26 protein-coding genes, 1 tRNA gene and 1 pseudogene are annotated in these 25,687 nt (G+C 45.4%); 26 read left to right on the top strand and 2 right to left on the bottom strand.

All coding sequences use genetic code 11. The features are described from left to right. Nucleotides 1–7 precede the first annotated feature (7 nt). The 8 genes from mnmG to PLA01S_RS14255 all read left to right on the top strand — a co-directional run bounded on the left by mnmG (nucleotide 8) and on the right by PLA01S_RS14255 (nucleotide 8,659). Nucleotides 8–1,894 (top strand): tRNA uridine-5-carboxymethylaminomethyl(34) synthesis enzyme MnmG, encoded by a 1,887-nt coding sequence (gene mnmG / locus PLA01S_RS14285; protein WP_127592779.1) that lies wholly within the window; start codon nucleotides 8–10, stop codon nucleotides 1,892–1,894. Nucleotides 1,895–1,897: 3 nt separating this feature from the next. Further along, nucleotides 1,898–2,620 carry a 16S rRNA (guanine(527)-N(7))-methyltransferase RsmG gene (gene rsmG, locus PLA01S_RS14280; protein ID WP_098749600.1) on the top strand — a complete coding sequence of 241 codons (723 nt, stop codon included), beginning with the start codon at nucleotides 1,898–1,900 and terminating at the stop codon, nucleotides 2,618–2,620. Between the two features lie 1,015 nt (nucleotides 2,621–3,635). Next, nucleotides 3,636–3,956, top strand: a complete 321-nt coding sequence (locus tag PLA01S_RS31965) for a hypothetical protein (RefSeq protein WP_164817422.1) — start codon at nucleotides 3,636–3,638, stop codon at nucleotides 3,954–3,956. Nucleotides 3,957–4,047: 91 nt separating this feature from the next. Continuing rightward, nucleotides 4,048–4,866 carry a nucleoid occlusion protein gene (gene noc / locus PLA01S_RS14275; RefSeq protein ID WP_076326293.1) on the top strand — a complete coding sequence of 273 codons (819 nt, stop codon included), beginning with the start codon at nucleotides 4,048–4,050 and terminating at the stop codon, nucleotides 4,864–4,866. Between the two features lie 266 nt (nucleotides 4,867–5,132). Continuing rightward, on the top strand, nucleotides 5,133–5,894 hold the full coding sequence (locus tag PLA01S_RS14270; protein ID WP_076326292.1) for a ParA family protein: 762 nt from the start codon (nucleotides 5,133–5,135) through the stop codon (nucleotides 5,892–5,894). Then, nucleotides 5,887–6,726, top strand: coding sequence for a ParB/RepB/Spo0J family partition protein (locus PLA01S_RS14265; protein WP_100541332.1), 840 nt, complete (start codon nucleotides 5,887–5,889; stop codon nucleotides 6,724–6,726). The genes PLA01S_RS14270 and PLA01S_RS14265 overlap by 8 nt, the downstream gene beginning before the upstream one ends. Nucleotides 6,727–6,953: 227 nt before the next feature. Beyond that, nucleotides 6,954–8,102, top strand: a complete 1,149-nt coding sequence (locus PLA01S_RS14260) for an aminotransferase class V-fold PLP-dependent enzyme (protein ID WP_127592778.1) — start codon at nucleotides 6,954–6,956, stop codon at nucleotides 8,100–8,102. Nucleotides 8,103–8,140: 38 nt separating this feature from the next. Next, on the top strand, nucleotides 8,141–8,659 hold the full coding sequence (locus PLA01S_RS14255; protein ID WP_127592777.1) for a DUF4446 family protein: 519 nt from the start codon (nucleotides 8,141–8,143) through the stop codon (nucleotides 8,657–8,659). Here PLA01S_RS14255 and yyaC read toward each other — a convergent pair. Continuing rightward, nucleotides 8,616–9,221, bottom strand: coding sequence for a spore protease YyaC (yyaC, locus tag PLA01S_RS14250; RefSeq protein ID WP_127592776.1), 606 nt, complete (start codon nucleotides 9,219–9,221; stop codon nucleotides 8,616–8,618). The genes PLA01S_RS14255 and yyaC overlap by 44 nt on opposite strands. 232 nt (nucleotides 9,222–9,453) lie before the next feature. On the opposite strand from yyaC, the gene PLA01S_RS14245 reads away from it, so the two are divergent. The 4 genes from PLA01S_RS14245 (at nucleotide 9,454) to PLA01S_RS14230 (ending at nucleotide 11,103) form a co-directional block, all read left to right on the top strand. Next, nucleotides 9,454–9,738 carry a putative Se/S carrier protein gene (locus PLA01S_RS14245; protein WP_371860417.1) on the top strand — a complete coding sequence of 95 codons (285 nt, stop codon included), beginning with the start codon at nucleotides 9,454–9,456 and terminating at the stop codon, nucleotides 9,736–9,738. A gap of 15 nt (nucleotides 9,739–9,753) precedes the next feature. After that, on the top strand, nucleotides 9,754–10,650 hold the full coding sequence (locus tag PLA01S_RS14240) for a mechanosensitive ion channel family protein (protein ID WP_127592774.1): 897 nt from the start codon (nucleotides 9,754–9,756) through the stop codon (nucleotides 10,648–10,650). A 67-nt stretch (nucleotides 10,651–10,717) separates the two neighbouring features. After that, complete coding sequence (locus tag PLA01S_RS14235) at nucleotides 10,718–10,939, top strand: DUF951 domain-containing protein (RefSeq protein WP_071219319.1); 222 nt, start codon at nucleotides 10,718–10,720, stop codon at nucleotides 10,937–10,939. 73 nt (nucleotides 10,940–11,012) lie between these two features. Next, a tRNA-Ser gene (locus PLA01S_RS14230) sits at nucleotides 11,013–11,103 on the top strand. Nucleotides 11,104–11,667: 564 nt separating this feature from the next. Here the strand turns inward: PLA01S_RS14230 and PLA01S_RS14225 are convergent. Further along, on the bottom strand, nucleotides 11,668–11,862 hold the full coding sequence (locus PLA01S_RS14225) for a YjzC family protein (protein WP_071219336.1): 195 nt from the start codon (nucleotides 11,860–11,862) through the stop codon (nucleotides 11,668–11,670). A 238-nt stretch (nucleotides 11,863–12,100) separates the two neighbouring features. Between PLA01S_RS14225 and rpsF the strand changes: the two genes are divergently transcribed. From rpsF to PLA01S_RS14155, 14 genes and pseudogenes are all read left to right on the top strand, one after another. After that, nucleotides 12,101–12,385, top strand: coding sequence for a 30S ribosomal protein S6 (gene rpsF / locus PLA01S_RS14220; RefSeq protein WP_009591503.1), 285 nt, complete (start codon nucleotides 12,101–12,103; stop codon nucleotides 12,383–12,385). Between the two features lie 48 nt (nucleotides 12,386–12,433). Continuing rightward, nucleotides 12,434–12,928 (top strand): single-stranded DNA-binding protein, encoded by a 495-nt coding sequence (gene ssb, locus PLA01S_RS14215; protein WP_127592773.1) that lies wholly within the window; start codon nucleotides 12,434–12,436, stop codon nucleotides 12,926–12,928. 21 nt (nucleotides 12,929–12,949) lie between these two features. Further along, nucleotides 12,950–13,222 carry a 30S ribosomal protein S18 gene (gene rpsR, locus PLA01S_RS14210; RefSeq protein ID WP_006207333.1) on the top strand — a complete coding sequence of 91 codons (273 nt, stop codon included), beginning with the start codon at nucleotides 12,950–12,952 and terminating at the stop codon, nucleotides 13,220–13,222. Nucleotides 13,223–14,040: 818 nt separating this feature from the next. After that, entirely contained in the window at nucleotides 14,041–14,715 is a 675-nt protein-coding gene (locus tag PLA01S_RS14205; RefSeq protein WP_127592772.1) for an SOS response-associated peptidase, read from the top strand. A 721-nt stretch (nucleotides 14,716–15,436) separates the two neighbouring features. Then, nucleotides 15,437–17,200, top strand: coding sequence for an ABC transporter substrate-binding protein (locus tag PLA01S_RS14200; RefSeq protein WP_127592771.1), 1,764 nt, complete (start codon nucleotides 15,437–15,439; stop codon nucleotides 17,198–17,200). Nucleotides 17,201–17,266: 66 nt separating this feature from the next. Then, on the top strand, nucleotides 17,267–18,229 hold the full coding sequence (locus PLA01S_RS14195) for an ABC transporter permease (RefSeq protein WP_127592770.1): 963 nt from the start codon (nucleotides 17,267–17,269) through the stop codon (nucleotides 18,227–18,229). A 12-nt stretch (nucleotides 18,230–18,241) separates the two neighbouring features. Next, on the top strand, nucleotides 18,242–19,165 hold the full coding sequence (gene opp4C / locus PLA01S_RS14190; RefSeq protein WP_127592769.1) for an oligopeptide ABC transporter permease: 924 nt from the start codon (nucleotides 18,242–18,244) through the stop codon (nucleotides 19,163–19,165). A gap of 11 nt (nucleotides 19,166–19,176) precedes the next feature. Then, nucleotides 19,177–20,151 (top strand): ABC transporter ATP-binding protein, encoded by a 975-nt coding sequence (locus PLA01S_RS14185; RefSeq protein WP_127592768.1) that lies wholly within the window; start codon nucleotides 19,177–19,179, stop codon nucleotides 20,149–20,151. Next, nucleotides 20,151–21,116 (top strand): annotated as a pseudogene (locus tag PLA01S_RS14180) (ABC transporter ATP-binding protein). Before PLA01S_RS14185 ends, PLA01S_RS14180 begins: the two are co-directional and overlap by 1 nt. Before the next feature lie 219 nt (nucleotides 21,117–21,335). Next, entirely contained in the window at nucleotides 21,336–22,337 is a 1,002-nt protein-coding gene (locus PLA01S_RS14175; protein ID WP_127592767.1) for a D-alanyl-D-alanine carboxypeptidase family protein, read from the top strand. Nucleotides 22,338–22,547: 210 nt separating this feature from the next. Then, entirely contained in the window at nucleotides 22,548–23,534 is a 987-nt protein-coding gene (locus tag PLA01S_RS14170) for an LCP family protein (RefSeq protein ID WP_127592766.1), read from the top strand. 223 nt (nucleotides 23,535–23,757) lie between these two features. Then, the gene (locus PLA01S_RS14165; protein ID WP_100541318.1) at nucleotides 23,758–24,192 is read left to right on the top strand and encodes a CBS domain-containing protein; all 435 of its coding nucleotides are present in this window, start codon (nucleotides 23,758–23,760) and stop codon (nucleotides 24,190–24,192) included. 263 nt (nucleotides 24,193–24,455) lie between these two features. Then, the gene (locus PLA01S_RS14160) at nucleotides 24,456–24,758 is read left to right on the top strand and encodes a MazG-like family protein (protein ID WP_174819218.1); all 303 of its coding nucleotides are present in this window, start codon (nucleotides 24,456–24,458) and stop codon (nucleotides 24,756–24,758) included. 5 nt (nucleotides 24,759–24,763) lie between these two features. Further along, a complete protein-coding gene (locus PLA01S_RS14155) occupies nucleotides 24,764–25,681 on the top strand; it encodes a DUF2232 domain-containing protein (RefSeq protein ID WP_127592765.1) in 918 nt (305 codons plus the stop codon). Nucleotides 25,682–25,687: the final 6 nt, after the last annotated feature.

Raw genomic sequence — 25,687 nt, 5'->3', positions numbered from 1 at the left:
GTGAGCTATGAGCTATATGGGTGGCACTTATGACGTGATTGTAGTCGGTGCAGGACATGCCGGCTGTGAAGCTGCACTTGCATCTGCACGAATGGGTGCTGAAACGTTGATGGTTACCATCAACTTGGATATGGTTGCTTTTATGCCTTGTAACCCGTCCATTGGAGGGCCTGCAAAAGGCCATGTCGTTCGCGAAATCGACGCACTGGGCGGAGAAATGGGACGCAATATCGATAAAACCTTCATTCAAATGAGAATGTTGAATACAGGTAAAGGTCCGGCTGTTCACGCGCTGCGTGCTCAAGCGGATAAGTTTTCTTATCAGCATACCATGAAAGAGACGATGGAGAAGGAAGAGAAGCTTACCCTTCGTCAGGGTATGGTGGATCAGCTCATCGTAGAAGATGGCGTGTGCGTGGGGATCGTGACGCAGACGGGCACGGAATATCGTGCGAAAGCCGTTGTGCTGACAACCGGTACGTATTTGCGCGGTAAAGTTATTATGGGTGAATTGATGTATGAGAGCGGTCCGAACAATCAACAGCCTTCGGTAAAACTTGCGCATAACCTGCGCGAGCTTGGATTCGACCTTGTTCGCTTCAAGACAGGTACACCACCACGTGTGCATAAGGATACGATTGATTTTTCCAAGACCGAAATCCAGCCTGGGGATGAGAAGCCTAAGTTCTTCTCTTACGAAACGAAATCCTCCGACAATGAGCAGCTTCCCTGCTGGTTGACGTATACGTCGGTGGATACGCATCAGATCATCAATGACAACCTTCATCGAGCACCGATGTTTTCTGGCGTTATAGAAGGTACGGGTCCACGTTATTGCCCGTCCATCGAGGACAAGATCGTTCGTTTTGCCGACAAGCCGAAACATCAGATTTTCCTGGAGCCTGAAGGTAAAAATACTAAAGAATACTACGTACAAGGGTTATCCACCAGCATGCCTGAGGATGTTCAGCTTGCGGTGCTTCGTTCCATTCCGGGAATGGAGAAGGTAGAAATGATGCGTAACGGATATGCTATCGAGTATGACGCCATGGTGCCAACGCAGCTATGGCCGTCTCTGGAAACGAAAAAACTGCCGGGTCTGTTCACGGCCGGACAAATCAATGGAACCTCGGGATATGAAGAGGCAGCAGGTCAAGGCATTATGGCGGGAATCAATGCGGCGCGTAAAGTGCAGGGCAAAGAACCGGTTATCCTGGATCGCTCCCAGGGTTATATTGGAGTACTGATCGATGACCTGGTGACCAAAGGGACGAATGAGCCTTATCGTTTGCTCACCTCCCGTGCAGAATACCGTCTGCTGCTTCGTCATGATAATGCCGATCTGCGTCTTACTGAAATCGGCCATGACATCGGACTGATCTCGGAAGAGCGTTATGCCAAATTCGTACAGAAGAAGCAGCTCGTTGAGCAGGAGATCGAACGTCTTCGCCAAACGAAGGTGAAGCCGGTTGAAGTGAATGCGATGCTGGAAGCCGCCGGATCAGCACCGATTGTGGACGGAAGCAATATGCTGACGATTCTTCGTCGTCCGGAAATTACCTTTGCCATGATTGAGTCGCTCTCGCCGTCTCCTTACGAACTGGATGAGGAAATGAAGGAGCAGGTCGAAATTCAAATCAAATATGCGGGTTATATTGAGAAACAGCTGGGTCATGTGGAAAAGCTGCAGAAGATGGAGAAAAAACGCATTCCGGAGGATATCGTTTATGACGAAATCAACGGACTGGCCATGGAAGCTCGGCAGAAGCTGAACAAGATCCGTCCGATCTCTATCGGTCAAGCATCACGCATTGCAGGTGTAACGCCAGCGGATATTTCGATACTTCTCGTTTACCTGGAGCATTATAACCGGGTAACCGCAGCGAAAGGATAAGGAATGGACGACATTCAGAAGGCTTTTGTTGACCGGCTCGGGGAGCACGGGATTACGATTGATGAGAAACAGCTGCACCAGTTCGAGATGTATTACGAAATACTGGTAGAGTGGAACGAGAAAATGAATTTAACCGGGATTACGGAACGGGAGCAAGTCTATACGAAGCATTTTTACGACTCGATTACGCTCGCCTTTTACGTGGATATGACCCAAATCGGCAATCTGGCGGATATCGGGTCAGGCGCAGGCTTCCCTGGTATTCCTCTGAAAATATGTTTCCCGCATGTGAAGTTGACGATTGTAGATTCGCTCAACAAACGGATTAACTTTCTGAAGCATGTCGTGGATACGATTGGCCTAACTGGGGTTGAACTGATTCACGGGCGTGCGGAAGAGGTAGCTCGTAAGCAAGGATACCGTGACGGGTTCGACTTGGTCACTGCAAGAGCGGTAGCTCGCATGGCTGTGTTGAACGAGTTCTGCCTACCTTTCACCAAGGTAGGGGGTCGATTCGCCGCGATGAAGGGCAGTGATCCTACGGAAGAGGTGAAGGAGGCAGCTCGCAGCTTGAAAGAGCTGAGAGGGGCCTTGAACAAGGTTCATTCGTTCTCCCTACCCGTAGAGGAATCTGGCCGGCATATCGTGGTGATCGATAAAAAGGGAGCCACGCCTTCCAAGTATCCCCGCAAGGCGGGTACGGCCAGCAAAACGCCGATTGTGTAAGGTTCTTGCGCATCGGGGAAAGATATGCAAACGATTCAAAGAGAGGGACTCTATGAAGTCCTTCTCTTTTTTTATTGGTTGTGTAGATTTACTTTGAGCGGGAAGGTAGTCTTTAGCAACCCTTTTCTTTTTACATATGAAATATATTGAAATAGAAATAGTTTTTTAAATTTCATTGGTTAAGTCCATCAGCACGTTTATCTAATTCTTTAAATTGGGGGTGTGGGGTGGAATAAGAAAATAGATTTAACTGGGATTAACGAGTGGGAGGATACCCATTAAAAGTATTTTTACGACTAGATCGCGCGCTCACCTTTTAAGCGGAATTTATTAAACAGATCCAAGGCTCACCTCTAAAAGGGAGAGGGATGTGATTTTTTGAATAAGAATGGAATCAACTGTGTGGATGTATTTATATAAACTTCAAATGTTTCACGTGAAACATTTGAAGCATGTCGTCAGATATAAGCAAACACCTATTTGGAAACATTATGTTTCTTGTCAATTAATTTGACATCAACTACGCCATCTAACTTCCATAATGAAAGATTCCCCCCAAGGAGAGGAAGTCTGCAGCTATCGTAATCATGCGATGGACAATGCAATATGAACACAGGGAGAATTGATGCACGCTGTGCATAGTTCGGATACATCTATTGGATTTGGAGATTCGTATCGTGTCGTACGCTTGGATTATATTGGTTGTTGGAAAGATTTAATTTATTGGCAAATCCCACAATTATTCTGAATGTTAGGATCGCAAGAAAGGCTGAAGGATGGATGATGTGGCTTCATAACATGATATCGACGCAAAAACTTTGGAACTGTGTACAAATCATGTATAAAGAATGCGAGAAATGAAGGAAAAAAGGTGATATTGGAGAATAGAGTTATAGGACAAAAAGTGGTAGAATAGAATCGTAGTATCCATTTGGACAGAAGGGCCGGTTTGCCCGTTCTTTAATAGGATGAAAGAGTATAAATCCTGGTTTGGTCACTTTTCCATCCTTGCTTCGTGCAGTCAACAACTTTGATCGTTGTGGCTGCTGTTTTTTGGAAAGTGCCGTTCGATCCCAAGGGGATCATGGCCTTATACGAAGTAGAAGACATATATACCACTTGTGAGATATCGATTGATAGTAAGCATCATGATAAAACCTCCTGTTATATCTCTCAAGAAGCAACCGCTTCATGCAGCGGTTTGGTTCAGAGTAATACGGCTATGATCACCACAGGCGTCTTTTCTCTGATCAGCATGAAATCTGTTTTTGCAGGGAAATGCCTGGCACCACAATGGATTCTAGCGCCAATGGATGGTGGAAGCATCCGTGTATGACTCCATATGTTGGTTGTCCAATCGTTTAACCGATTCCGGGATCTTCGGAGGCTTATCCGTGCTATCATGAAATTAGGTGGTAATATACGGAATGAAGGAACAATTTTCGAGATTGTTTGGCTTAGCGGCAGAGCGGAACCAAGGGGATGAAGTGAAACAAATCCCGGTAAACGAGATTGTCAGCAGCCCATACCAGCCACGGACGATTTTTGATGATGAGAAGATTGATGAACTGCTCCAGACGATTAAAACGCATGGAGTCATTCAACCTATCGTTGTTCGTGTCCGTAATGGCATGTATGAGATCATTGCAGGGGAACGCCGCTGGCGTGCGGTTAAGAAGCTGGGTCTGGACACGATTCCGGCCATTGTTCGGGAGTTCAACGATTCACAGGCGGCATCGATTGCGTTAATCGAAAATTTGCAGCGTGAAGGACTGACATCCATTGAAGAAGCTGTTGCTTATCAGAAGCTGATTGATCTTCATCAACTGACACAAGAGAGCTTGGCACAGCGGTTAGGAAAAAGCCAGTCCACGATTGCAAACAAGATTCGCTTGCTGCAGCTACCGGAAGCAGTTAAAGTGGCATTGATGGAACGTAAAGTGACGGAACGCCATGCCCGTGCGCTGCTTTCATTGGATAATGAAGAGACCCAGCTCAAGGTGCTGGATGAGATCATTACCAAGGAACTGAATGTGAAGCAGACGGAAGCACGAATCGCCTTTTATAAAGAAGTAACAACGATGAAGAAGTCCAAGCGTATATCGTATAGTAAGGATGTTCGCCTGGCTCTGAACACGATTCGCCAATCGATCGATATGGTCTCCGGTTCCGGGATGGCTATCAAAACAACAGAGAATGATCATGAAGATCACTATGAAATCGTTATAAAAATACCTAAACGTTAAGATATGGTGTGAAGCGGTATGCATCGTACCGCTTTTTCTGTTGATCAAGAGATAATGCTTTGCAGCAGGCTATTTCGTATAACGAAGAGGTTTGGTTTGATGTTACAGATGAGAAACATGTAATTTATTATTACTCATTTTCATCGCCGCTTATCCTGGGCGTTCCGGAAGTTCCGGGATCGTTCACTTAATACATATACAGCCTATCGCTGTATATCATCTATTGCGACTACTTAGAAGAGTCTTCCTACATTGAGGTGAAATGAGTGTCAAAGATAATTGCCATAGCAAATCAAAAGGGCGGTGTCGGCAAAACGACGACTTCCGTCAATCTGGGAGCTGGATTGGCTTCGCTAGGCAAACGGGTGCTTTTGGTGGATATAGACCCCCAAGGAAACACAACGAGTGGGGTTGGCATTAATAAAGCCGATGTTGCAAATTGCATATATGATATTATCATCAATGAAGTACACCCGAAGGACGCCATCTGTGGGACTAACATAGAAGGATTGGACATCATTCCGGCAACCATTCAATTGGCTGGTGCTGAGATTGAGCTTGTCCCTACGATTTCCCGTGAAGTACGATTGAAGAAATCGCTCCAATTAATCAAGCCTCAGTATGATTATATTTTGATTGATTGTCCTCCATCGCTTGGCATTTTAACGATCAATTCATTGACCGCGGCCGATTCCGTGATCATCCCGATCCAATGCGAATATTACGCACTGGAGGGTCTGAGTCAGCTGCTGAATACGGTTCGCCTTGTTCAGAAACATCTGAATACATCTCTCAAGATTGAAGGCGTATTGTTGACGATGCTGGATGCGCGCACAAACCTGGGCATTCAGGTGATTGAAGAAGTGAAAAAGTATTTTCAGGAAAAAGTGTACAGAACGATTATTCCTAGAAATATTCGTTTAAGTGAGGCACCATCTCATGGACAGTCGATCATTACTTATGATCCTCGATCTAAGGGAGCGGAAGTATACTTGGAGCTGGCAAAGGAAGTGATCTCGTATGAGTAAACGATTGGGAAAAGGGCTGGATGCGCTTATTCCATCTTTGTCTATTCATGATGATGACAAGGTAGTGGAAATTCCGCTTAGTCAATTGCGAGCGAATCCGTATCAGCCGCGCAAGACATTTAACGATGAGGCAATCCAGGAATTGGCAGAGTCGATCCGTCAACATGGTGTTATACAACCGATTATCGTCCGCAGTGTGCTGAAAGGGTATGAGATTATTGCTGGGGAGCGCAGATTCCGGGCATCTCAATATTGCGGCAAAGCTACCATTCCGGCGGTGGTTCGATCTTTTAGCGATCAACAAGTGATGGAAATTGCCTTGATTGAGAACCTGCAGCGGGAGAATCTGAATGCCATGGAGATTGCTGTAGCTTACCAAGGTTTGATGGAACAATTTTCCTTAACCCAAGAAGAGCTCTCCTTGAAGGTGGGCAAGTCTCGTTCCCACATCGCTAACTTTTTGCGGTTGCTTTCTCTACCAGAAGAAGTGAAGGACAATGTTTCACGTGGAACATTATCTATGGGACATGCCCGAGCGATTGTTGGAATCAAGGATCCGATTCTAGTTAAACAGTTGGCAAAACAGTGTGTGGAGCAAGAGTGGAGTGTTCGTGAACTAGAGGAAGCTGTTAAGAACCTGGATCGTAAACCAGCTGACAAAGCGAAGCCTAAGGCTAAGAATAGAGATCCTTATATCGATCATCTGGAAGAGGATCTGAGAGAACGGTTTAAAACAACTGTCAAAATTAAGCACAATAAAGATAAAGGGAAGATTGAGCTTAATTACTATAGTAGACAGGACCTGGAGCGGTTGTTGGAACTTCTTCAATAAAAGGTTCTGGGTTTGTTAAAGAAGATGCTTTTATGCGTGACGGATTGAAAGCAAATGTGTGCGATTAAAAACCAAAGACATGTCGACGTTCCTGTAAGGGAATGAGATATGTCTTTATTTAACTAAACGTAAACATAAACCCATAGCCCTAATGATGAAATTTAAAGATGTTCGGACATATTCTGTTAAGAGACACCAATACGGCAAAAAAATGAAGGGGAAACATCATGGACCCGATCGTTTATCTGGATCATGCAGCCACTTCGTGGCCGAAGCCGCCTGAAGTATTTGAGGCAATGAGAAAGGCGATGGAGGAGGCTGCTGCAAATCCGGGGCGTGGGAGTCATCGGATGGCGGTGAAGGCTTCTCGTGTACTCTATGGAACACGGAAGACGCTCGCAGATTTGTTTGGGGTAAAAAACCCTAATGATATTGCATTGACATCGAATACAACAGAAGCGTTGAACTTAGCGATCAAAGGGTATTTGCGTGAAGGCGATCATGTCATTGCCACCATGATTGAGCATAATTCAGTGCGAAGACCGTTAGAGTATTTGAAACGCACCCGAGGGATACAAGTAGACTATATTCCTGTTGATGAAGAAGGTCAGCTTGATATGCAACTAATGGAGGGCGCCTTTCGTTCTAATACTAGGCTTGTTGTATGTAGTCAAAGTTCCAATCTTCTTGGTTCGATTATTCCTCTCATTGAAATAGGAGAGCTGGTGAAGAGGAAAGGGGCTGTGCTGCTCGTAGATGCTGCCCAGAGTGCCGGTATGCTGGATATTCACGTGGAGGAGATGCATATAGGCATGTTGGCTTTTCCGGGGCATAAAGGGCTTCTGGGGCCGCAGGGAACAGGCGGGTTGTATATCTCGCCTGATATTGATCTGGAACCATTACTGCATGGAGGCACAGGGAGTCAATCGGAGGCTATTGAACAGCCAACGGTACGTCCGGATCGATATGAGGCAGGGACGCCTAACACAATTGGGTATGCGGGACTGCAAGCGGGTGTGAGGAAGGTGCTTGAATGGACACCGCAGCATATTTACCGGCATGAATGGGAGTTAACACAGTATATGATGGAGGGTCTGCAAGAGGTAGGAGGCCTTCGTATACTAGGTCCTACTCTTGGACGGGCGAGGACTGGCATTGTTGCTTTTGTGTCGGAGCGATACAGCGCGTCTGAATTGGCTTTTCGACTGGACCGCGAATATGGGATTGCCGTGCGTGCCGGTTATCATTGTACACCGCTCGCCCATATGGCATCAGGCACGGAACAGACGGGTGCAATCAGAGCAAGCGTGGGGATATCTACGAGCCGTGACGAAATCGAATTCATGCGAAAAGCGATCAAGGAAATTCACAATTAAATAAACAGATCAAGATGGAGAAGAGGAAGGAAGAAAGCATGTCTGAATTAAATGAATTGATCATGGAGCAGCTTCATTGGTTTGTCGTCGGAATGGTCATGATCATCTTGATCTTATGGATAACCTTAATTGTTCAAGGGGCAAAATTGCGTAAAATGAGACGCAGATACGATGCGATAATGGCAGGCAGCGGGGTAGAGGATCTCGAATCGCTGCTGGTCCAGCTGAAAATCCAAATGGATGAAATTGAAGAAGGGCATGCCAGTCATCAAAAGATGCTGGATACGATCAGCGGCAGCTTGAAAGGGATGAAATCCAAGGTTGGCATCGTACGATATAATGCGTTTGGCGAGCGGGGGAACGAAATGAGCTTCTCCCTGGCTATTCTCAGTGAAGAGGAGGAAGGGATCGTGCTGACCGGTCTGCATAACCGGGAGAGCTCCTTTGTGTACGCCAAGCCATTGAAGGATGGGCAATCCAAATATCCATTGTCTCCGGAAGAAAAAGAGGCCGTCACTCTTGCGCTGCAAGAAGGGAAGAACGGTTCCACTCTTTGATACCTGCAAACAGGCAGGTTGCAATGATATCAGACAACCGCATGACCAAGCTTAAGCGAGTGTTCTGCAATACGAAGTATTCCATAAAGCCGCCGACATTGACGATACCCGTTACGTGGATATCGCCGACCGGCGGTAATTCTTTGTGTACGCCGGCTCCAGGCTTTAGAGGACCATCGGATATCTGAATAGAACCTACACTTGATGATTGCCCCAGGCAGGCGTCAATCCCGATCACAAAAGGGTTATCGAATTTCTCGTATATGGAGGTCAGCGTATCCTTCAGATTCATGGCGTGGACAGGCTCGTCCAGCGTGCCGTAGAGATGAAACAGCGGACTGTTGTAGCGGGCTAGCGAAGTGCCGACCAGTGGCCCCAAGCAATCACCGGTGGACCGATCGGTACCGATGCAGACAATAACCAGCGGACGGTGCTGAATACGAGCGTCAGAAAGATGGAAGAGCAAGCGATGTATAATAGCAGAATGGATATTAGGGTCCGTGTGTGGTATTTTTAAGCTGGAAGCCTCCGGGCGAGACGTGATTTTAGATAGACGGTTCATAGAATCTTCCTTTCGTCTGCATTTGGTAGTATCAGTATATGGATGAAAGACTGTTTTTATACTTTGGGATTTGCTAAAAATGTGATTTATATTTAACTCAACACAGAAGGATGTTCTTTGGAATAGCATATGTGACTAGGGTGCATGAGGTATATGAATAGGTTGATCTATGAAAAGGTTTATATAAAACTCTCAATCATTGGGAATGATGAGGAGTAGAACATAAATAGAAATGATAGGCACGATGGAGGGGGACGGGGAAGTGGAAGGCGCAATGTTGATTGCATTCGATTCCACCCAGCAGGCGCTGCGTGCGGAAATGCTGCTGGAGTACGCGGATATCGAAATTGATCTTTTTCCTACACCAAAAGAGATTACGGCTGGCTGTGCATTATCGATTCAATTCCCACCTGATGCGTTAAAAGATGTTCAAAAGATTATCCGGCTGGAGCATGTGGAAATTCGGGGCATCTTTGCGCTGGACAACAACGAGAGGTATATCAACATCGAAGAGTAATGGGAGGACATCAGGATGAGGGGCTTTGGTTACTTATCAGGGGATGCAGATGATGTAGATTTAGTGGGATTGGCTAAGGAGGCTGAGGGCTTGAAAGATACAGTCTGGGGATGGTTAACGAATGAAGAGATGTGGATGAATATCCTGTCATCCGGCATTCGGGTTATCATCATTTTTATTCTGACGCGTCTCGTGATACGGGTTGTGTATAAAATGATTGATCAGTTTCTCCTTAGGCAGGAGAAGAGCCGAATTCAAGTGAACTCAAGACGTTTTGTCACGGTAGGGGAGTTGTTAAAAAATGTAACCTCCGTTGTGTGCAACTTTGTTATGATATTGATCATTCTTTCAGAGTTCAACTTCAAGTTAGGGCCGCTGTTAGCCGGTGCCGGGGTACTTGGGCTTGCAATAGGTTTTGGTGCACAGAGTTTAGTGAAGGACGTTATTACCGGATTCTTCATTATATTTGAGGATCAGTTTGCGGTAGGTGATGTAATCAAGAGTGGTGAGTACCGGGGAACAGTCGAAATGATCGGGCTTCGCACATCGCGTGTAAAGGGATTGAATGGGGAGACCTATATTATTCCGAACGGGATGATAACCAGCGTCACAAATTATTCCCTTTCCAACTCATTAGCCATTGTAGATCTACCGGTAAAGAACGATCAGCAGGTGAAGGATACGATAACGCTAATTCAAGCAGCCCTAACGGGAATCATGGACCGTTGCCCAGAGGTACAGCGTACTCCGGATGTGTTAGGAATCCAGTCATTGAGTACTTCCGAATATGTTGTTCGTATTGTGGCGGAATGTAATCCGAATGCAAGGGAACACGTGGAGCGCCAGATTTTTACGGATATCAAACAGGCTATTGAAGCACGGGAAATGGGACAAGAACGCGTTCAGGGTTGATCTAATTGGTTATCCAATGATATATAATAGATAGAAGAAGTGATAGAAGTAAAAGGGAGCGATAGCCATGGAGCGCAAGGTATTTCAGTTAGGGGATATCGTTCAGATGAAGAAGCCTCATCCTTGTGGAAATAATGAGATGGAGATTATTCGCATGGGGATGGATATTCGGATCAAATGTACCAAGTGTCAGCATAGCGTGTTGATCCCCCGTGTAAAGTTTGAGAAGAATATGAAGAAGGTATTGCGTTCGGCTCAGGAGACGGAAGGGGCAGGGGATACACCGTAATATCTCCTCTCCCTAAGCGTTAAGGCAAGCTATTGACCAGATAACGTTTCCATGATATAATCAATTCTGCTGTGGAAAGGTACCCAAGAGGCCCAAGGGGGCTGACTCGAAATCAGCTAGGCGTCGCAAGGCGTGCGTGGGTTCGAATCCCACCCTTTCCGCCACCAATCGTTAAAGTTCCGCTGTTATGGATATAAACGATGTAGATACATAAGTTAGGCAGCTATACAGCGCCTTTGAATAAAACACCCTTATGCAGACGACCTGCAGAGGGTGTTTTTCGTTGTAACAGGATTAGTTCGTCCTGAGCATTCAAACGAAAAAGAAGGGCCCGGTTGGGCCCTTCCTTCTGGGTAGGCGGTGCTTGTGAATTGGAATCATTTTATCAGCACTTCTGCGAACCTTGTCAATAGCTTCACTTGTCCAAGAGGTCAAGCATTCGGCTCATTTCCTCAGCTTGCAATCCGTGTGACGATCAGAAACCTCATGCGTCGTTCTGCTGCAACGTTCAACGGAACCACACCTCTCTCATGCACCGCCTGATTATAATGTGCGCCTAAATGTGCATTTGTATACATGCTAATTTCACTGAGGAAAACTCCAATATTAAACATTTAGTATTCATGGCTTGGTCGACAGCAATTCAAGCAATACCCTGACTACGTACCGTTCGCATAGGACGCAGTAGGCACGATCTACAAAGCTCCTGGGGCTAATCACTCAGGCGATTACTTAGGCTGCACTCGGCGCTTGTTTAACCATACACGATCGTCATTTTGGGTTTCAGGAAAGGTATCACCCTTGCTCATTTTAATTTGACGCGGGTTTTCGATGCCCATGATATGGTCTCTGACGCCCACTTCCATATAAATGCCGTTGTTCGGAGCTTTGTCACCTGCACGAAATTCGGACTGTTCTCCCATTGTGGAATTCCTCCTCATTATGATGGATGGACTGCATGTATTATCATGCGCCATTGGACACCAAATCATCGCAGGGAAAGTGAGAAAAGCGCGGTAATAAAGGGAAGAGGGCATATTCAGCATCGAAAAGAAACTTGCATCCGATCACCCGTTCTGATATAGTATTATGGTGCGAGTTAGACTCGCTCCTTGCTCTCAACAGAGATTGAGGGCCGAAGTCCATAAGGAGGTGAAACATATGCGCAAATATGAAGTGATGTACATTATTCGTCCTGACATTGAACAAGAAGCTGTTCAAGCTGCAGTCGATAAATTCCAAGGCATCATCTCCAACGGCGGAGAAATTACAAAGCATGACGTAATGGGTAAACGCCGTCTTGCGTATGAGATCAAGAAATTCCGTGATGGCGTCTACGTTCTGGTAAACTTCAACGCAACACCTGAAGTTGTAGCTGAACTTGAGCGTCTCATGAAGATTTCTGACGAAGTTATTCGTTATCTCATCACGAACGACGTTGCTTAATACGTAAAAAAACTTTGTAATTGATTTCGTTCTAAGGAGGGGATTGGATTGTTGAACCGTGTCATTTTGATTGGCCGACTGACTAAGGATCCCGAGCTGCGATATACTCCTTCAGGTGTTGCTGTAACGCAATTTACACTTGCTGTCGATCGTCCGTTTACTGGACAAGGCGGGGAGCGCGAAGCGGATTTCATTCCGGTCGTGACCTGGAGACAGCTTGCGGAGACATGTGCAAACTATCTGCGTAAAGGCCGTCTGACGGCTGTAGAAGGGCGCATTCAAGTGCGGAATTACGAGAATAACGAAGGTAAGCGTGTATACGTCACCGAAGTCATTGCCGATAATGTTCGCTTCTTGGAGTCAAACCGTGAAACAAGCGGTGGCGGAGGAAATCGTGAGGAATCATCGTTTAGCGGAGGAAGCAACGGCAATAGCAGTGGCGGAAACCGTGGAAACAATAACTACTCGCGAAACAACAATCAGGATCCTTTTTCCGATGAAGGAAAACCGATCGATATTTCGGATGATGATTTGCCATTTTAATACGGAAAGGACTGACAACACATGGCTTTTAAACAAAGAGAAGGCGGAGACAACGACAAAAGACCGGCACGCCGCGGCGGCCGCAACAAGCGTCGTAAAGTATGTTTCTTCACTGTGAACAAAATTACTCACATTGACTATAAAGATACAGACCTGCTCAAGAAATTCATTAGCGAGCGCGGAAAAATCTTGCCTCGTCGTGTAACAGGTACTAGCGCTAAATATCAGCGTGCCCTGACGATTGCGATCAAACGCTCCCGTCAAATTGCATTGCTTCCATACACAACTGAGTAATCATTTGTGTCAGAGCGGTCCAGCCTACAATTAGGCTGGACCGCTTTTTTATTATGGAAGAGTCTAGCCTAGTTATGAGGAGGGTAGGGTGTTAGGGATGAGTTCTTAGTGACGAGAGTCTTACAAGTGTAACAATTCAAGAGCACCTCACAGGTATAAAGCTCAGCACTCTTGATGTGGAAATTATTCATTTCGGGATGACTTGCGCTTATCCAAATGTTGGGATATATAATGTCTCCACAGAAGAATCATGTCTCCCCTGAGTGTACACTGAGAAAGAAAAGTAGCTACCGACAAACACAAGCCTGGTGTAAAGCTTTCCAGTTTTAAAGCCCTGAAATCATGTCTGCTTCAAACGGACAGTGTCTATTGTAAGCAATACAATTTTAAGCATAATGGAGTTACTCCTGTAAGAAATACGATGATGAAGACGAAAAGAAGCCATCCGAAAAAAATTCCTTCTATTATATATAGGTACGTATCGGCTCATTAAATGAGAGCTGGGATGATCACCAAATTGAAAATAAAGCACCATCAAAACGGTGCCTCACCAAAGAGAGGATTATAGGCAGATCTCAAGCTTACCTGATCGAAGAAGATGTCTATCGTATACAAACAGAATATAAGAAGATGGCTACGACAGAGCGCTAAAGAAAATTTAATAATGTGATTACATAAAAATTGCAGAAATCTTTCAATTTTATGATGTCCACTCCAGAGATACAAGCGTACAAGTAGTGGAAGCTCCATGTTGTTAGTCTTATTATGCATATTCCACCTCCATTATCCAAACGATAAAGGAAAAAGGAGGTAGTTGTATGTGCAGACGATTCTCGCTGTCCGCTGGGATCGATGAAGTGAATCAACGCTTTGGCATCAATCGGGTAATGTATTACTACAAAAGCCGGTACAACATTAGCCCTACTCAAACCATGCCGGTCATTGTACAGGAACAGGGAGAGCGGGTGCTCGACGAGTATCGGTGGGGGCTGGTGCCCTATTGGGGTAAAGATGCGGTCAATGCTGATATTACAACGGTTGATCAAAATCCCACTTACCGTAGAGCGATTGACACAAGACGCTGTGTGATCCCTTGTAACGGTTTATATTACTGGAGAACGGTTGGCAAACGGAGTTATGCGGTACGAACCGTTATCGGAGATCATGAAATATTTGGTATGGCCGGTCTATACGAGACATGGCGAGATGCAAGAGGAAATGAAATGAGAACATGTACGGTTCTAATGACAGAGGCCAATGAAGCGATTCGAGAGTTCGAAACCCGAATGCCGGCGATTTTGTCTGAGGAAAATATGGTAAAGTGGCTGGATCCGGAAATCCAAGGAAGACATGCGGTTCATCCGCTGCTTCATACGTACCACGGACAGATGCGAATGTATCCGGTCACGCCGTTAGTGGCTGATGATACACATGATCACCAGCAGTGCATTGAAGAGATGGATTTAAAACTCGCTTGGGTAAAGAATCTATAGTTCGCAAGTATGAAAGAGCAAGGTTGATTTATCTGACATGAAATTTAACGCAAAAGCAATCCGGATCACAGTCCAGGATTGCTTTTTTAAGCTTTAACGCTGTAGGAGCCTAAACTATGAAAAAGTAGAACCATAAATCTGCGTCATCTAATAACGAATTGAAGCATATCGCAAGGATAATATATTACATAAAAATGGTTTCTGGTTGTATTCAGGGTAGACCAACTCAAATTATGTTAAATTAAATAACATATACATCACCTAATAGATAAAAAAATTAATAAAAAAAATTGAATCCCGAAGTAAATGTAATTTAATATTACACAAACCCTGCAAAACCATGAACGAATATAGTTATAAATTGTAAATAAATCTTGATATTACATACATTTTCAGTAAACTAAGGATAACCAACGGAGATAAACTTAATTATTAACCTCAAAAATGACGTTAAAAACATGATTTTTGAGAAAAATGAAAAAAAGTAATTGACGTTACCTAAATTTACACGTATCATAACATTAATTTTATAGGCAAGAAGATTTTGCTAGAGACTTTGGCACTAATTGACCAATGGTATATTTTCTGTAAAACTTTCAATTTATTTCACATCATGCAATGACATCCTAGAGAACTTCAATACCGAAATTATTTAAGGATGATTTCAATATTCGTCCTGATAATTTATATTGCAACAACATTTTTTAAGAGGAGGATTCGCATGAAGAAAAGAATGTCACTCCTGCTTGCAATCATGCTTTTGGCCATGACGGTATTGGCAGCATGTGGAGGCGGAGGAACAGCAGAACAGCCAAGTCAAGGGGAGCAAACGGAACAAACACCACCAGCTGAAGGCGACAAAGATACTACAGAACCGCCTGCTGAAACTGGAGACGAAAGCCAAGGTTATTTCGAAGCAACTGATCCATCTAAGAATCCAACAGCTGCTAAAAATCGTAAAGATACACTGATCGTTGGTATGACTTCACCAAAAGGTGTTTTCAACCCGTTCTTCTGGCAAACAGCATATGATAAATATGTTGTAGAAGCAATTTTCGATTCTTTCTTCACGTTGAACGGTGATGGAACGTATTCGAACCGTTTGGCAGAAAGCGTTGAAGTTTCCGAGGATAAATTAAAGTATACGTTTAAATTGAAACAGGGTGTAACTTATTCTGATGGCACACCTGTAACAGTAAAAGATTATGCATTTGCGATGAAAGTTCTTCATGATGCTAGCTATGACGGTCAATCTGATATCTTCTCGACACATGTAAAAGGTGGTCAAGAGTATCATGATGGTAAAGCAACGGACATCTCTGGTGTTAAAGTTATCGATGACCACACCATTGAGATTGAAGTAACAGAAGCAAACGCTATGACGAAGGATTCTCTAGGAGACATTTCTTTCGTACCAGAAGCATACTACGGTAAAGATTACAAACAAGGCAACCTGGAGTACATGAAGAACCTGCATACTAAACCAATCGGTAGCGGTCAGTATGTACTGAAGAGCTTCGCTCCTGGTCAAGAGGTTGTATTGGAAGCTAACCCGAACTACTTCCTGGGGGCTCCGAAAATCAAAAACGTAATCTACAAAACAACTACTGATGAAACTAAATTGGCCATGTTCCAATCCGGTGAAATCGATATGGATATGGTTACCGTTAACGAAGATACCGTAGAAGAGTTGAAATCCATGGGCTTCTTGGATATCAACATCTTCCCAACCAATGGGTACGGTTATGTTGCCATGAACCATAAAAATCCTAAGTTCCAAGATGCGAAAGTTCGTCAAGCATTATTATACGGTTTGAACCGTGCAGAAATCGTTGAAATTATCTATGGTCCTTATGCTAACGTAATCAACATTCCACAGTCGAATGTATCGTGGGCATATACTACTGAAGGTATCGACACACATGAATTCGACATCGAGAAAGCGAAGCAGCTTCTTGATGAAGCAGGCTGGGTTCCAGGTGCTGATGGCATCCGTGAAAAAGACGGCCAGAAATTTGAGATTCACTTCTCTGCAACAGCTGATAACCCGGTTGTAGATGCTTTGATTCCGGTAATGAATCAGAACTACCAAGAGCTTGGCATTAAGATCGTTGCAGAAACATTAGACTTCAATGCGATCATGGATAAGAAGGATAAAGGCGATTTCGAAATGTTCTTTGCTGCATGGGGCTTGACTCCAGATCCAGAATCCACTGTATACCGTACGGATGGACAGCAAAATGATATTGGATACTCCAATCCTGCTTATGATGCAGCAATGGATAAAGGTCTGAAAGCATTCGATCTTGAAGAGCGTAAAGCAGCATATGCAGAAGCATATCAAGTGCTGAATCAAGACGTTCCGGATCTCCCGATTTACCAAAGACGTGATATGTGGGGCATCAACAGCAGAGTTAATGGTATGGAAATTACTCCATATAAAGACTTCGTAATCGATCTTTACAAAGTCGAACTTGAACAATAACAGCAGGAAACATATGCTCAGCTCGCAAGAGCTGGGCATATCCACTTATAAGCCGGGAGGAATATTATGAAGCAGTACATTATCCGGAGGCTGCTGCAGATTATCCCGACAATGATCGGGATCTCGATTCTCATATTTGCAATATCAGCAATGGTGCCAGGTGATTACATCACTGCAATGGATAACCCGACGATGACTGCTGAGAAAGCAGCTCAGCTTCGGGAAATTTATGGTTTGGATAAGCCGCCGGTAGAGCGTTACTTTACATGGGCTGGCAATATGTTAAAGGGTAATCTCGGAGATTCCCTTCAGCACAAACAACCGGTTACCACCGTTATGGGTAACTATGTATGGAACTCTTTTTTTATTGCTATTTTTTCTTTGATATTAAGCTGGATAATCGCTATCTTTGCTGGGGTATTCTCGGCTAAATTTCAGTATTCATTGTTTGATAAGATCGTAACCTTATTTATCTTTTTGTGTATGTCACTGCCTTCTTTCTTTATCGGACTCCTTCTCATCAAGATTTTTGCCTTGGATTTAGGATGGTTCCCGGTTGGTAGTATGAAAACTTCAGGCTTGAATGGAAACACATGGCAGCAACTGACTGACATCGCATGGCATATGTTCTTGCCAGTAACTGTACTTACAATGCTCAGCACGGGCAGCTTGACGCGGTATTTCCGTACAAGCATGCTGGAGGTTATCCGTCAGGATTACATCCGGACAGCACGTGCAAAGGGCTTAAAAGAACGTACGGTTATTTTCAAACATGCTTTGCGTAATGCAATGCTTCCTGCGATCACTTTGATGGGCTTCGAATTGCCAGGCTTATTTGGCGGAGCCATCATCTTGGAAAAGATATTCATTTGGCCTGGGGTTGGTCAGGTATATCTGGAATCGATCAGTATGCGGGATTATCCGTTTATGCTCGGCTTCACGATATTTATCTCCGTATTGACATTGCTGGGTAACTTGTTATCTGATGTCCTGTATGGCGCCGCTGACCCAAGAATTCGCTTAAAGTAGGAGGAGATTCATTTGTCCGCAGAGGCTGCACCATTAAAAACGAATCTACCAGTACCGAAGAAGCAGCCGGATTCTCCATGGAGAATGGCCATTCGCCGTTTTTCCAGAAACCGTCTCGCTGTCATCGGACTTATCATAATTGTATTTATGTTTTTGCTATGTTTTATTGGCCCGGTCTTTTCACCATATTCCCTATTTGATTACAGTGTAGCTGATAAGAATTTGCCTCCAAGCTCAAAGTATTGGTTAGGAACGGATAAACTGGGGCGCGATATTCTCCTGCGCATGATGCTTGCAGGCAGGATTTCCCTCACAGTAGGACTAGTAGCGACAGGTATTTCCGTTATTATCGGAGCGACGCTTGGCGCATTGGCTGGTTTTTATCGCAAATGGGTAGATACACTGATTATGCGTATTGCTGACGTTTTCATGGCCTTGCCAGCCCTTCCCATTCTAATCATCTTGGGTGCAGTATTGTCTGACTTGAAGGTAGAGCCTTCTGACCGCATTTATTTCTTGATGCTCATCATCGGTATATTGGGTTGGAGCGGTATTTCACGTCTCGTACGTGGTCAAATCTTAACGCTTCGCGAACAGGAATTTATGCAAGCAACGGAAGCCTTGGGACTTAAAGATCGCCGAAAAATCTTCCGCCATCTGCTTCCGAATACGATTCCAATCATAATTGTATCTGCAACACTTGGTGTAGCAGGGGCTATCCTGTATGAATCGGCGCTGAGTTTCCTAGGAATCGGGGTTGTTCCACCAACACCATCCTGGGGAAATATGATTTCTGCGGCAAACAACTTGATTGATTTCCGGAAGAGACCATGGCTATGGATTCCGCCAGGTATGTGTATTTTGGTTACCGTAGTTGCAATCAACTTGATCGGTGACGGGCTTCGCGACGCACTTGACCCGAAAATGAAGAAGTAGGAGATGCGAATATGGCAAAAGAATTAGTTGAATTCCGCAATTTAAAAACGCATTTTCAAACCTCCGCAGGTACCGTGAAAGCCGTCGACGATGTAAGCTTCAAAATCCGTGAAGGTGAAACACTGTGCGTGGTGGGTGAGTCGGGCTGTGGTAAAAGCGTAACAGCCATGTCTCTTATGCGTTTAATCGATACACCTCCAGTAGGAGGAGAAATTCTGTATGAAGGTAAGGACCTGCTGAAGATGAGCAAGCGCGAGATGAGTTTGATTCGCGGTAACGATATCGCCATGATCTTCCAGGAACCGATGACCTCACTGAACCCGGTATTAACGATCGGGGAACAGATTGTAGAGCCGATACTGCTGCACCAGCTCGTGGACCGCAAGGAAGCGAAGAAACGCGCGATTGAACTCATCAATCTGGTAGGAATACCGCGTGCGGAGAAGATTTTCGACTCCTATCCGCATGAGCTCAGCGGTGGTATGCGCCAGCGGATTATGATCGCGATTGCGCTTAGCTGTAATCCCAAGCTTCTGATTGCTGACGAGCCAACAACAGCGCTTGATGTTACGATTCAGGCCCAGATTTTGGATCTGATGCGCGACATCAAAGGGAAAATGAATACATCCATTATGCTGATTACGCATGACCTGGGTGTCGTGGCCGAGATGGCGGATTATGTTGTTGTTATGTATGCAGGAAAAGTTATTGAGGAAGCCCCGGTAATTGAGCTCTTCAAGCAGCCGAAGCATCCATATACCAAGGGACTTTTGAAAGCTAAGCCCGTCATTAACCAGACCCAGGAACGTCTATATTCGATTCCGGGACAGGTACCCAATCCGGTAGATCTTGGAGACAACTGTCATTTCCATGATCGCTGTGAATCATGCATGCAGATTTGTAGAGAGAAGACGCCTCCGCTCGGCACGGATCCTAACGGCCACAAGGTCGCCTGCTGGTTGTATGAAGAGGAGGGGAAAGCATAATGAGTCAAGCATTGATTGAAATTGATGGTTTGAAAAAATACTTTCCCATCACCGGCGGCATATTGCAGCGGACGGTGGGTAATGTAAGAGCCGTTGACGGAGTCAGCTTTACCATCAATAAAGGGGAATCCTTCGGGCTTGTAGGCGAATCCGGCTGCGGCAAAAGCACTATAGGTCGTACCATTCTCCGTTTGTTGGAGAAAACGGAAGGTAAAGTTATCTTTAATGGTCAGGATATCCATACATTATCCAAAGAGAAAATGCGTGCCCTGCGTCCGAAGATGCAGATCGTATTCCAGGATCCATTCAGCTCACTGAACCCAAGAATCAAAGTGGGCGAAGCCATCGGCGAAGCGCTCATTGACCATGGGTTAGTTAATCGTAGAGAATTGAAAGACCGCGTGATTGAAACACTGGAGATTTGCGGCCTTGCCGCCTATCATTACGATCGGTATCCGCATGAATTTTCCGGTGGATAGCGTCAACGGATCGGGATTGCCCGCGCGTTGATTCTGAATCCCGACTTTATTGTAGCGGATGAGCCGGTATCTGCATTGGACGTATCGATTCAAGCGCAAATCATTAACCTGCTGAGTGATTTGCAGCGCGAGAAGCAGCTGACTTACTTGTTCATTTCTCATGATCTCAGTGTTGTAGAGCATTTGTGCAACCGAATTGGGGTAATGTATCTGGGATCGATGGTAGAATTGGCAAGCAAGGAAGAACTGTTCCGCAACCCGCTGCATCCTTATACGAAAGCATTGCTGTCTGCCGTGCCGGTACCGGACCCAACGCTGAAGCGCGATCGGATCGTACTGAAAGGCGACATCCCAAGCCCGGCGAACCCGCCATCCGGGTGCAAGTTCCATACTCGCTGTCCGCTGGCTTCAGACCTGTGCAAACAGCAAGTGCCGGAATACCGCGATGTGGGCAATAATCACTTTGTTGCTTGTCACTACGCTTAATAAGACTCTTCAAATCTAGGTTTTCTGACAGCGATTAGCGTGATAATTAGAAGATTTACAGATTCATAGAAGGACTTCCTATCGTCTGCGGACGGTTGGAGGTCTTTTTCGTTTTCCGGGCACATTCGTTTTGTTTACAAAAATTTCTAGATAGGAAATTCAAAAAAAAGCAGACCAAATGCCCCTTTCAACCGTCTATAACTATGGAGGGCTAATTCTATGAAAAAACGGTGGCTTTGGTTGGTCATGTTGTTGTTAATGATCGTCCCGATTGGGGCGGTTGTCATAGGAAATATAGAACGAGCGGGGTTTAAACCGAAGGTGGACGCGCGAGCGGTTGTCTTAATGGATTTAAACACCGGGCGTATTTTGCTTAGCAAAAATGGCGATATCCCCTTACCGCCTGCAAGCATGTCCAAATTGATGACCGAGTTGGTTATTCTGGATGATATCAAAACCGGGAAGAGAACCTGGGACGATGAAGTCATAATAAGCGATCTCGCAGCGGACGTCAGAGGGGTTAAGATTGCCCTGAAATCGGGTGAAATTTTGACGGTGCGCGAATTGTTCCAGAGCATAACGGTGTATTCGGCGAATGATGCTGCCGTAGCACTTGCCGAGCATTTTGCGGGCTCCGAGGAAGCGTTTGTCCGGAAGATGAATGCCAAGGCCAAAGAGATTGGTTTATCCAGCGCGACACGATTCGTAAACGCGTCGGGAGTCGAGCGAGACACAGCCAACGATCAAGCCTGGTCAATAGATGAAGAAACGGTGATGACCGCAGAGGATACGGCCAAACTGGCTGCGCATTTGATTCGAAGCCACCCCGATATTCTAAGCACCTCCAGCAAGACTCAAACGAAGATAAGTGGACGGAATTTATATTTAAGCAACACCAATTGGATGCTGCCCTCGCTAGGGGGCCCTTATTCCTATGAAGGCACCGATGGATTAAAGGCAGGGTACACGGTGAATGCAGGATACTGTTTCACGGGTACCGCGGAGAAACAAGGCAGTCGGCTTGTTGCCGTAGTCATGGGTACCGAGTCCAAAGAAGCAAGATTTGAAGAGACACGCAAGTTGTTTGACTACGGATTCGCTAAAACGTTAACATGGAGAGAGCGGCTGGATGACTGGTTTCAATATTCGGGAGTCTCAGCCGCTGTTACGCGTGATAAGAGACCTGTTTCGCGGATCGATGAAGATTTGGTAGATTTATAGAACTGCCCGTGAAGGGTTCACATTTGACAATAATCTGGTTTACAATAGATGATGTGTGAAACTGGCCTGCTGATATGAAGTGAGTCAACGGGAGGAGTTCCCGTTTAATAAGGAAGGAGGGTGAGCCAAGTAGCTTGGGGTGCAAGCAAGGACCTTTAACGATCTGACTTATCCATTAATTTATTTTATAATAAAGAAGGAATTGAACTCATGAAGAGGAAATCAATATATATTACTCTCGCTTTGGTCATACTGCTTGGCTCAACCGCGTTTCTGTTCAGAACGCAGCTTGCGGTTGTAGCATTTGATCTGTTCATGGCAAAGGATGTAGAGGAATCATTACAGAAATCGTATAAACCGCTCCAGAGCGACAAGACACCCGAACCTGTCGTACTCCAGAGCGAACCGTTCTCGGTTATGCTGCTCGGGAGTGACCAGCGGGAGGATGAACCTGCGCGTTCGGACACACTGATCTATGCGGTTGTACGCCCCATGGAGTCCAAAGTGCTCTTAATTTCGGTTCCAAGGGACACGTATGTCGATATTATCGGTAAGGATAAGAAAGACAAGATTAACCACGCGTTTGCATTTGGCGGTCATCAAATGGCCAAAGATACGATGGAGGCATTTTTCGAAGAAGAGCTTGATTATTATGCTTCCATTAATTTTCAGGGCTTGAAGGATGTTGTTGACGCCATTGGGGGCGTTGAGCTGCCGATCGGCAAGGATATCGTCAATAAAGGCAGAGACCATGAGAAATTCACGATTGAAGCCAACAAACCGATTTATAACGGGGAGGAAGCTTTGAATTATGTCCGTTATCGGGAGGATAGCGACTTTAATCGTGCGAAGAGACAGCAAGTGTTTTTGGACGTAGCGGCCAAGCGGGTGATGAAGCTTGATCAGATCGGCAAAGTGCCTGAATTGATTGAGATCATGGGAGATAATTTCCAGACCGATATGCAGCCTAAGTTCATTATTGACCTGGCAAAGCAGATGCTAACCGGGGGCAAAGTGGATATGACCAGCTATACGATCATGGGGGAAGGCATGAAAATTGGCGGCGTCTATTACAACGAACCTGACATGGAAGACGTGCAGGAAGCCCGGGATTTAATTGACAGCTGGATGAACCCGGATACACCGGCTGACCAGCTGCTGCAGCCCAAAGATGCTGAGAAGCAAAAGTTGAAATAAATAAACACCGGTACACCCGGATGATGTCATAGTACGTTGCTTCATCTCAATCAGCAGTCGGATGGCTGCTGATTTTGTGCCCTATACAAGGAATCAGAACGACGAAGTTAACGTATGTATGAGTATGGATAGGGGAAGGAGTAACCTGCATACCTAGGCTTTAAATCAGGAAGGTTACTTAACATGACTTCAGAAGTTGGAGTCATAAGGAGGATAATGCATTATGAATATCGCTTTTTTTCTATTACCGAAGCAGGAAGTGATCTGTTTAACACTGGATTCTACGCTCAGGCAGACGCTGGAACGGATGGAGTTTCACCGATATACAGCTGTGCCCGTACTGGATAAGAACGGCCAGTACGCAGGGACTGTCACGGAAGGTGATCTGTTGTGGCACATGAAGAATTCAGAAGGCAAAATCACTTTTGAGAACGCTTCGAAATTTTTGTTGAAGGATGTTCCTTTTCGTATGGACATCAAGCCGGTGTCGATTGACGCCCGGATGGAGGATCTGATTAATCTGGCCAAGGTGCAGAACTTTGTGCCTGTGGTGGACGATATGAACCGCTTTATCGGCATTGTACGCAGAAGCCTCATTATTGAGTACTGTGAACGATTTGTCTCCAAGGAGACGGTGGAGTCCCACGGTGCATCATAATCAAGTAGGCTTGTAAAATAATCAAGGGCGTGGGACCACGATCACAATGTGGATAACACGCCCTATTTTTATAGAAGCGAGGCAGCAGCGAAAGCGCAGGGAGGAATAACCGGGGTCCGATTGGAGTACAAAGAGAAGGTGGGTTATCGTTTGCCTACTGGGACTAAGGATGACAGGGTACACTGGGCCTTTGTGTGGGCGGCTTTTTTTTATGCTATAATGGAGAATAAAGCTGTTTTCAGGGAGAGATGGATATGCCAAATATGCCGAAGGACTTGGATGTAGCTAAACGCGCCAAAGTGATTGAATGGCTCAAAACCGAAGTAATTGACAATGTATCCCGGTTATTCAAAGCTCTATGGGAAGGCAGCACTACAAAGGTTGGAGACAGTTTGGTAAGCCTGATGATGAGCTCATACATACTGGGCCGAAGGCTCGGCTTGACCTATCGGGATTTGGATGATCTCTTGTTAGAGAAATTGAAAAAGCATAAGCAGGAAGGACATCAGCTGGAAGATTGGTACCAGGATATTTCCGCGCTCGAAGAACATTTGCGTAAGAGGTGAACATATTGAAACTGCGCTGGACTACGGCGGTATGGAGCGTTATTTATTTGCTTCTGCTGCTATCACTACTCACACCCTTTTCGATCGTAACGGCTTTCTTGTTAGTTCTGCCGGTTGCGATTCTGTTTACGGCTTTGAATACAAAATCATTTATCATGCATGTGGTGCCGGTATGGCTGATCGCGCTTCTGATTCATCCCATTTATGTGTTATTTGCGATCTATTTTGCCGTTCCGGGAATTGTCATGGGGTATTTGTACCGGAAGCGGAAGGCAGCCATGCAGGTATTGAAGTACGGCATGGCTGTCATGCTGGTGGAAATGCTCCTTCTGCTCATGATCAGCACAGCCTTCTTCCAATTAAATTTGTCGGAGTATGTGGATGAGATTGTGAAGATGACGACCGCTCCGCTCACTGAGATGGGTGTAGAAGGAGGTCTGGGAGGGCAGTTCCTTGGCACCGAACTCGATACACAGTTCATTAAAGATCAAACGATGCGCCTGGTTCCATTTGCGATGATTATCAGCTCGTTCCTTATGACGGTGGTAACCCATGCTTTGGCTCGTCCTACACTCTACAGCATGGGCTTGTCCGTGCCGCGGCTGAAGCCGGCTAGAGAATGGATGCTGCCGCGTTCCCTGATCTGGTACTACTTGCTCATTTTCTTCATCAACATGGCAACCGTCAATTCGGACAATACCTTCTTGAAGATGATTGTGGCAAACGCCACGCCTTTGCTGCAGATCTGCTTCATGATCCAAGCGCTGGGGTTCTTCTACTATCTCGCTCACGAACGGAAGTGGCATCCGATTGTACCGCTTCTGACGGCTATACCGATTGTGCTGTTCCCGCCGGCTATGATTATCGGAATCCTGGACTTGGCGTTCCCACTTCGTCAGGCGTTTAGTAAAACCAAAAGATAGGGTGAT

Source organism: Paenibacillus lautus NBRC 15380, from assembly GCF_004000945.1.
GTDB lineage: Bacteria > Bacillota > Bacilli > Paenibacillales > Paenibacillaceae > Paenibacillus_AQ > Paenibacillus_AQ lautus.
Note: the sequence above shows the minus strand (reverse complement) of the source record. Positions and strands in the feature narration are given on the sequence as shown.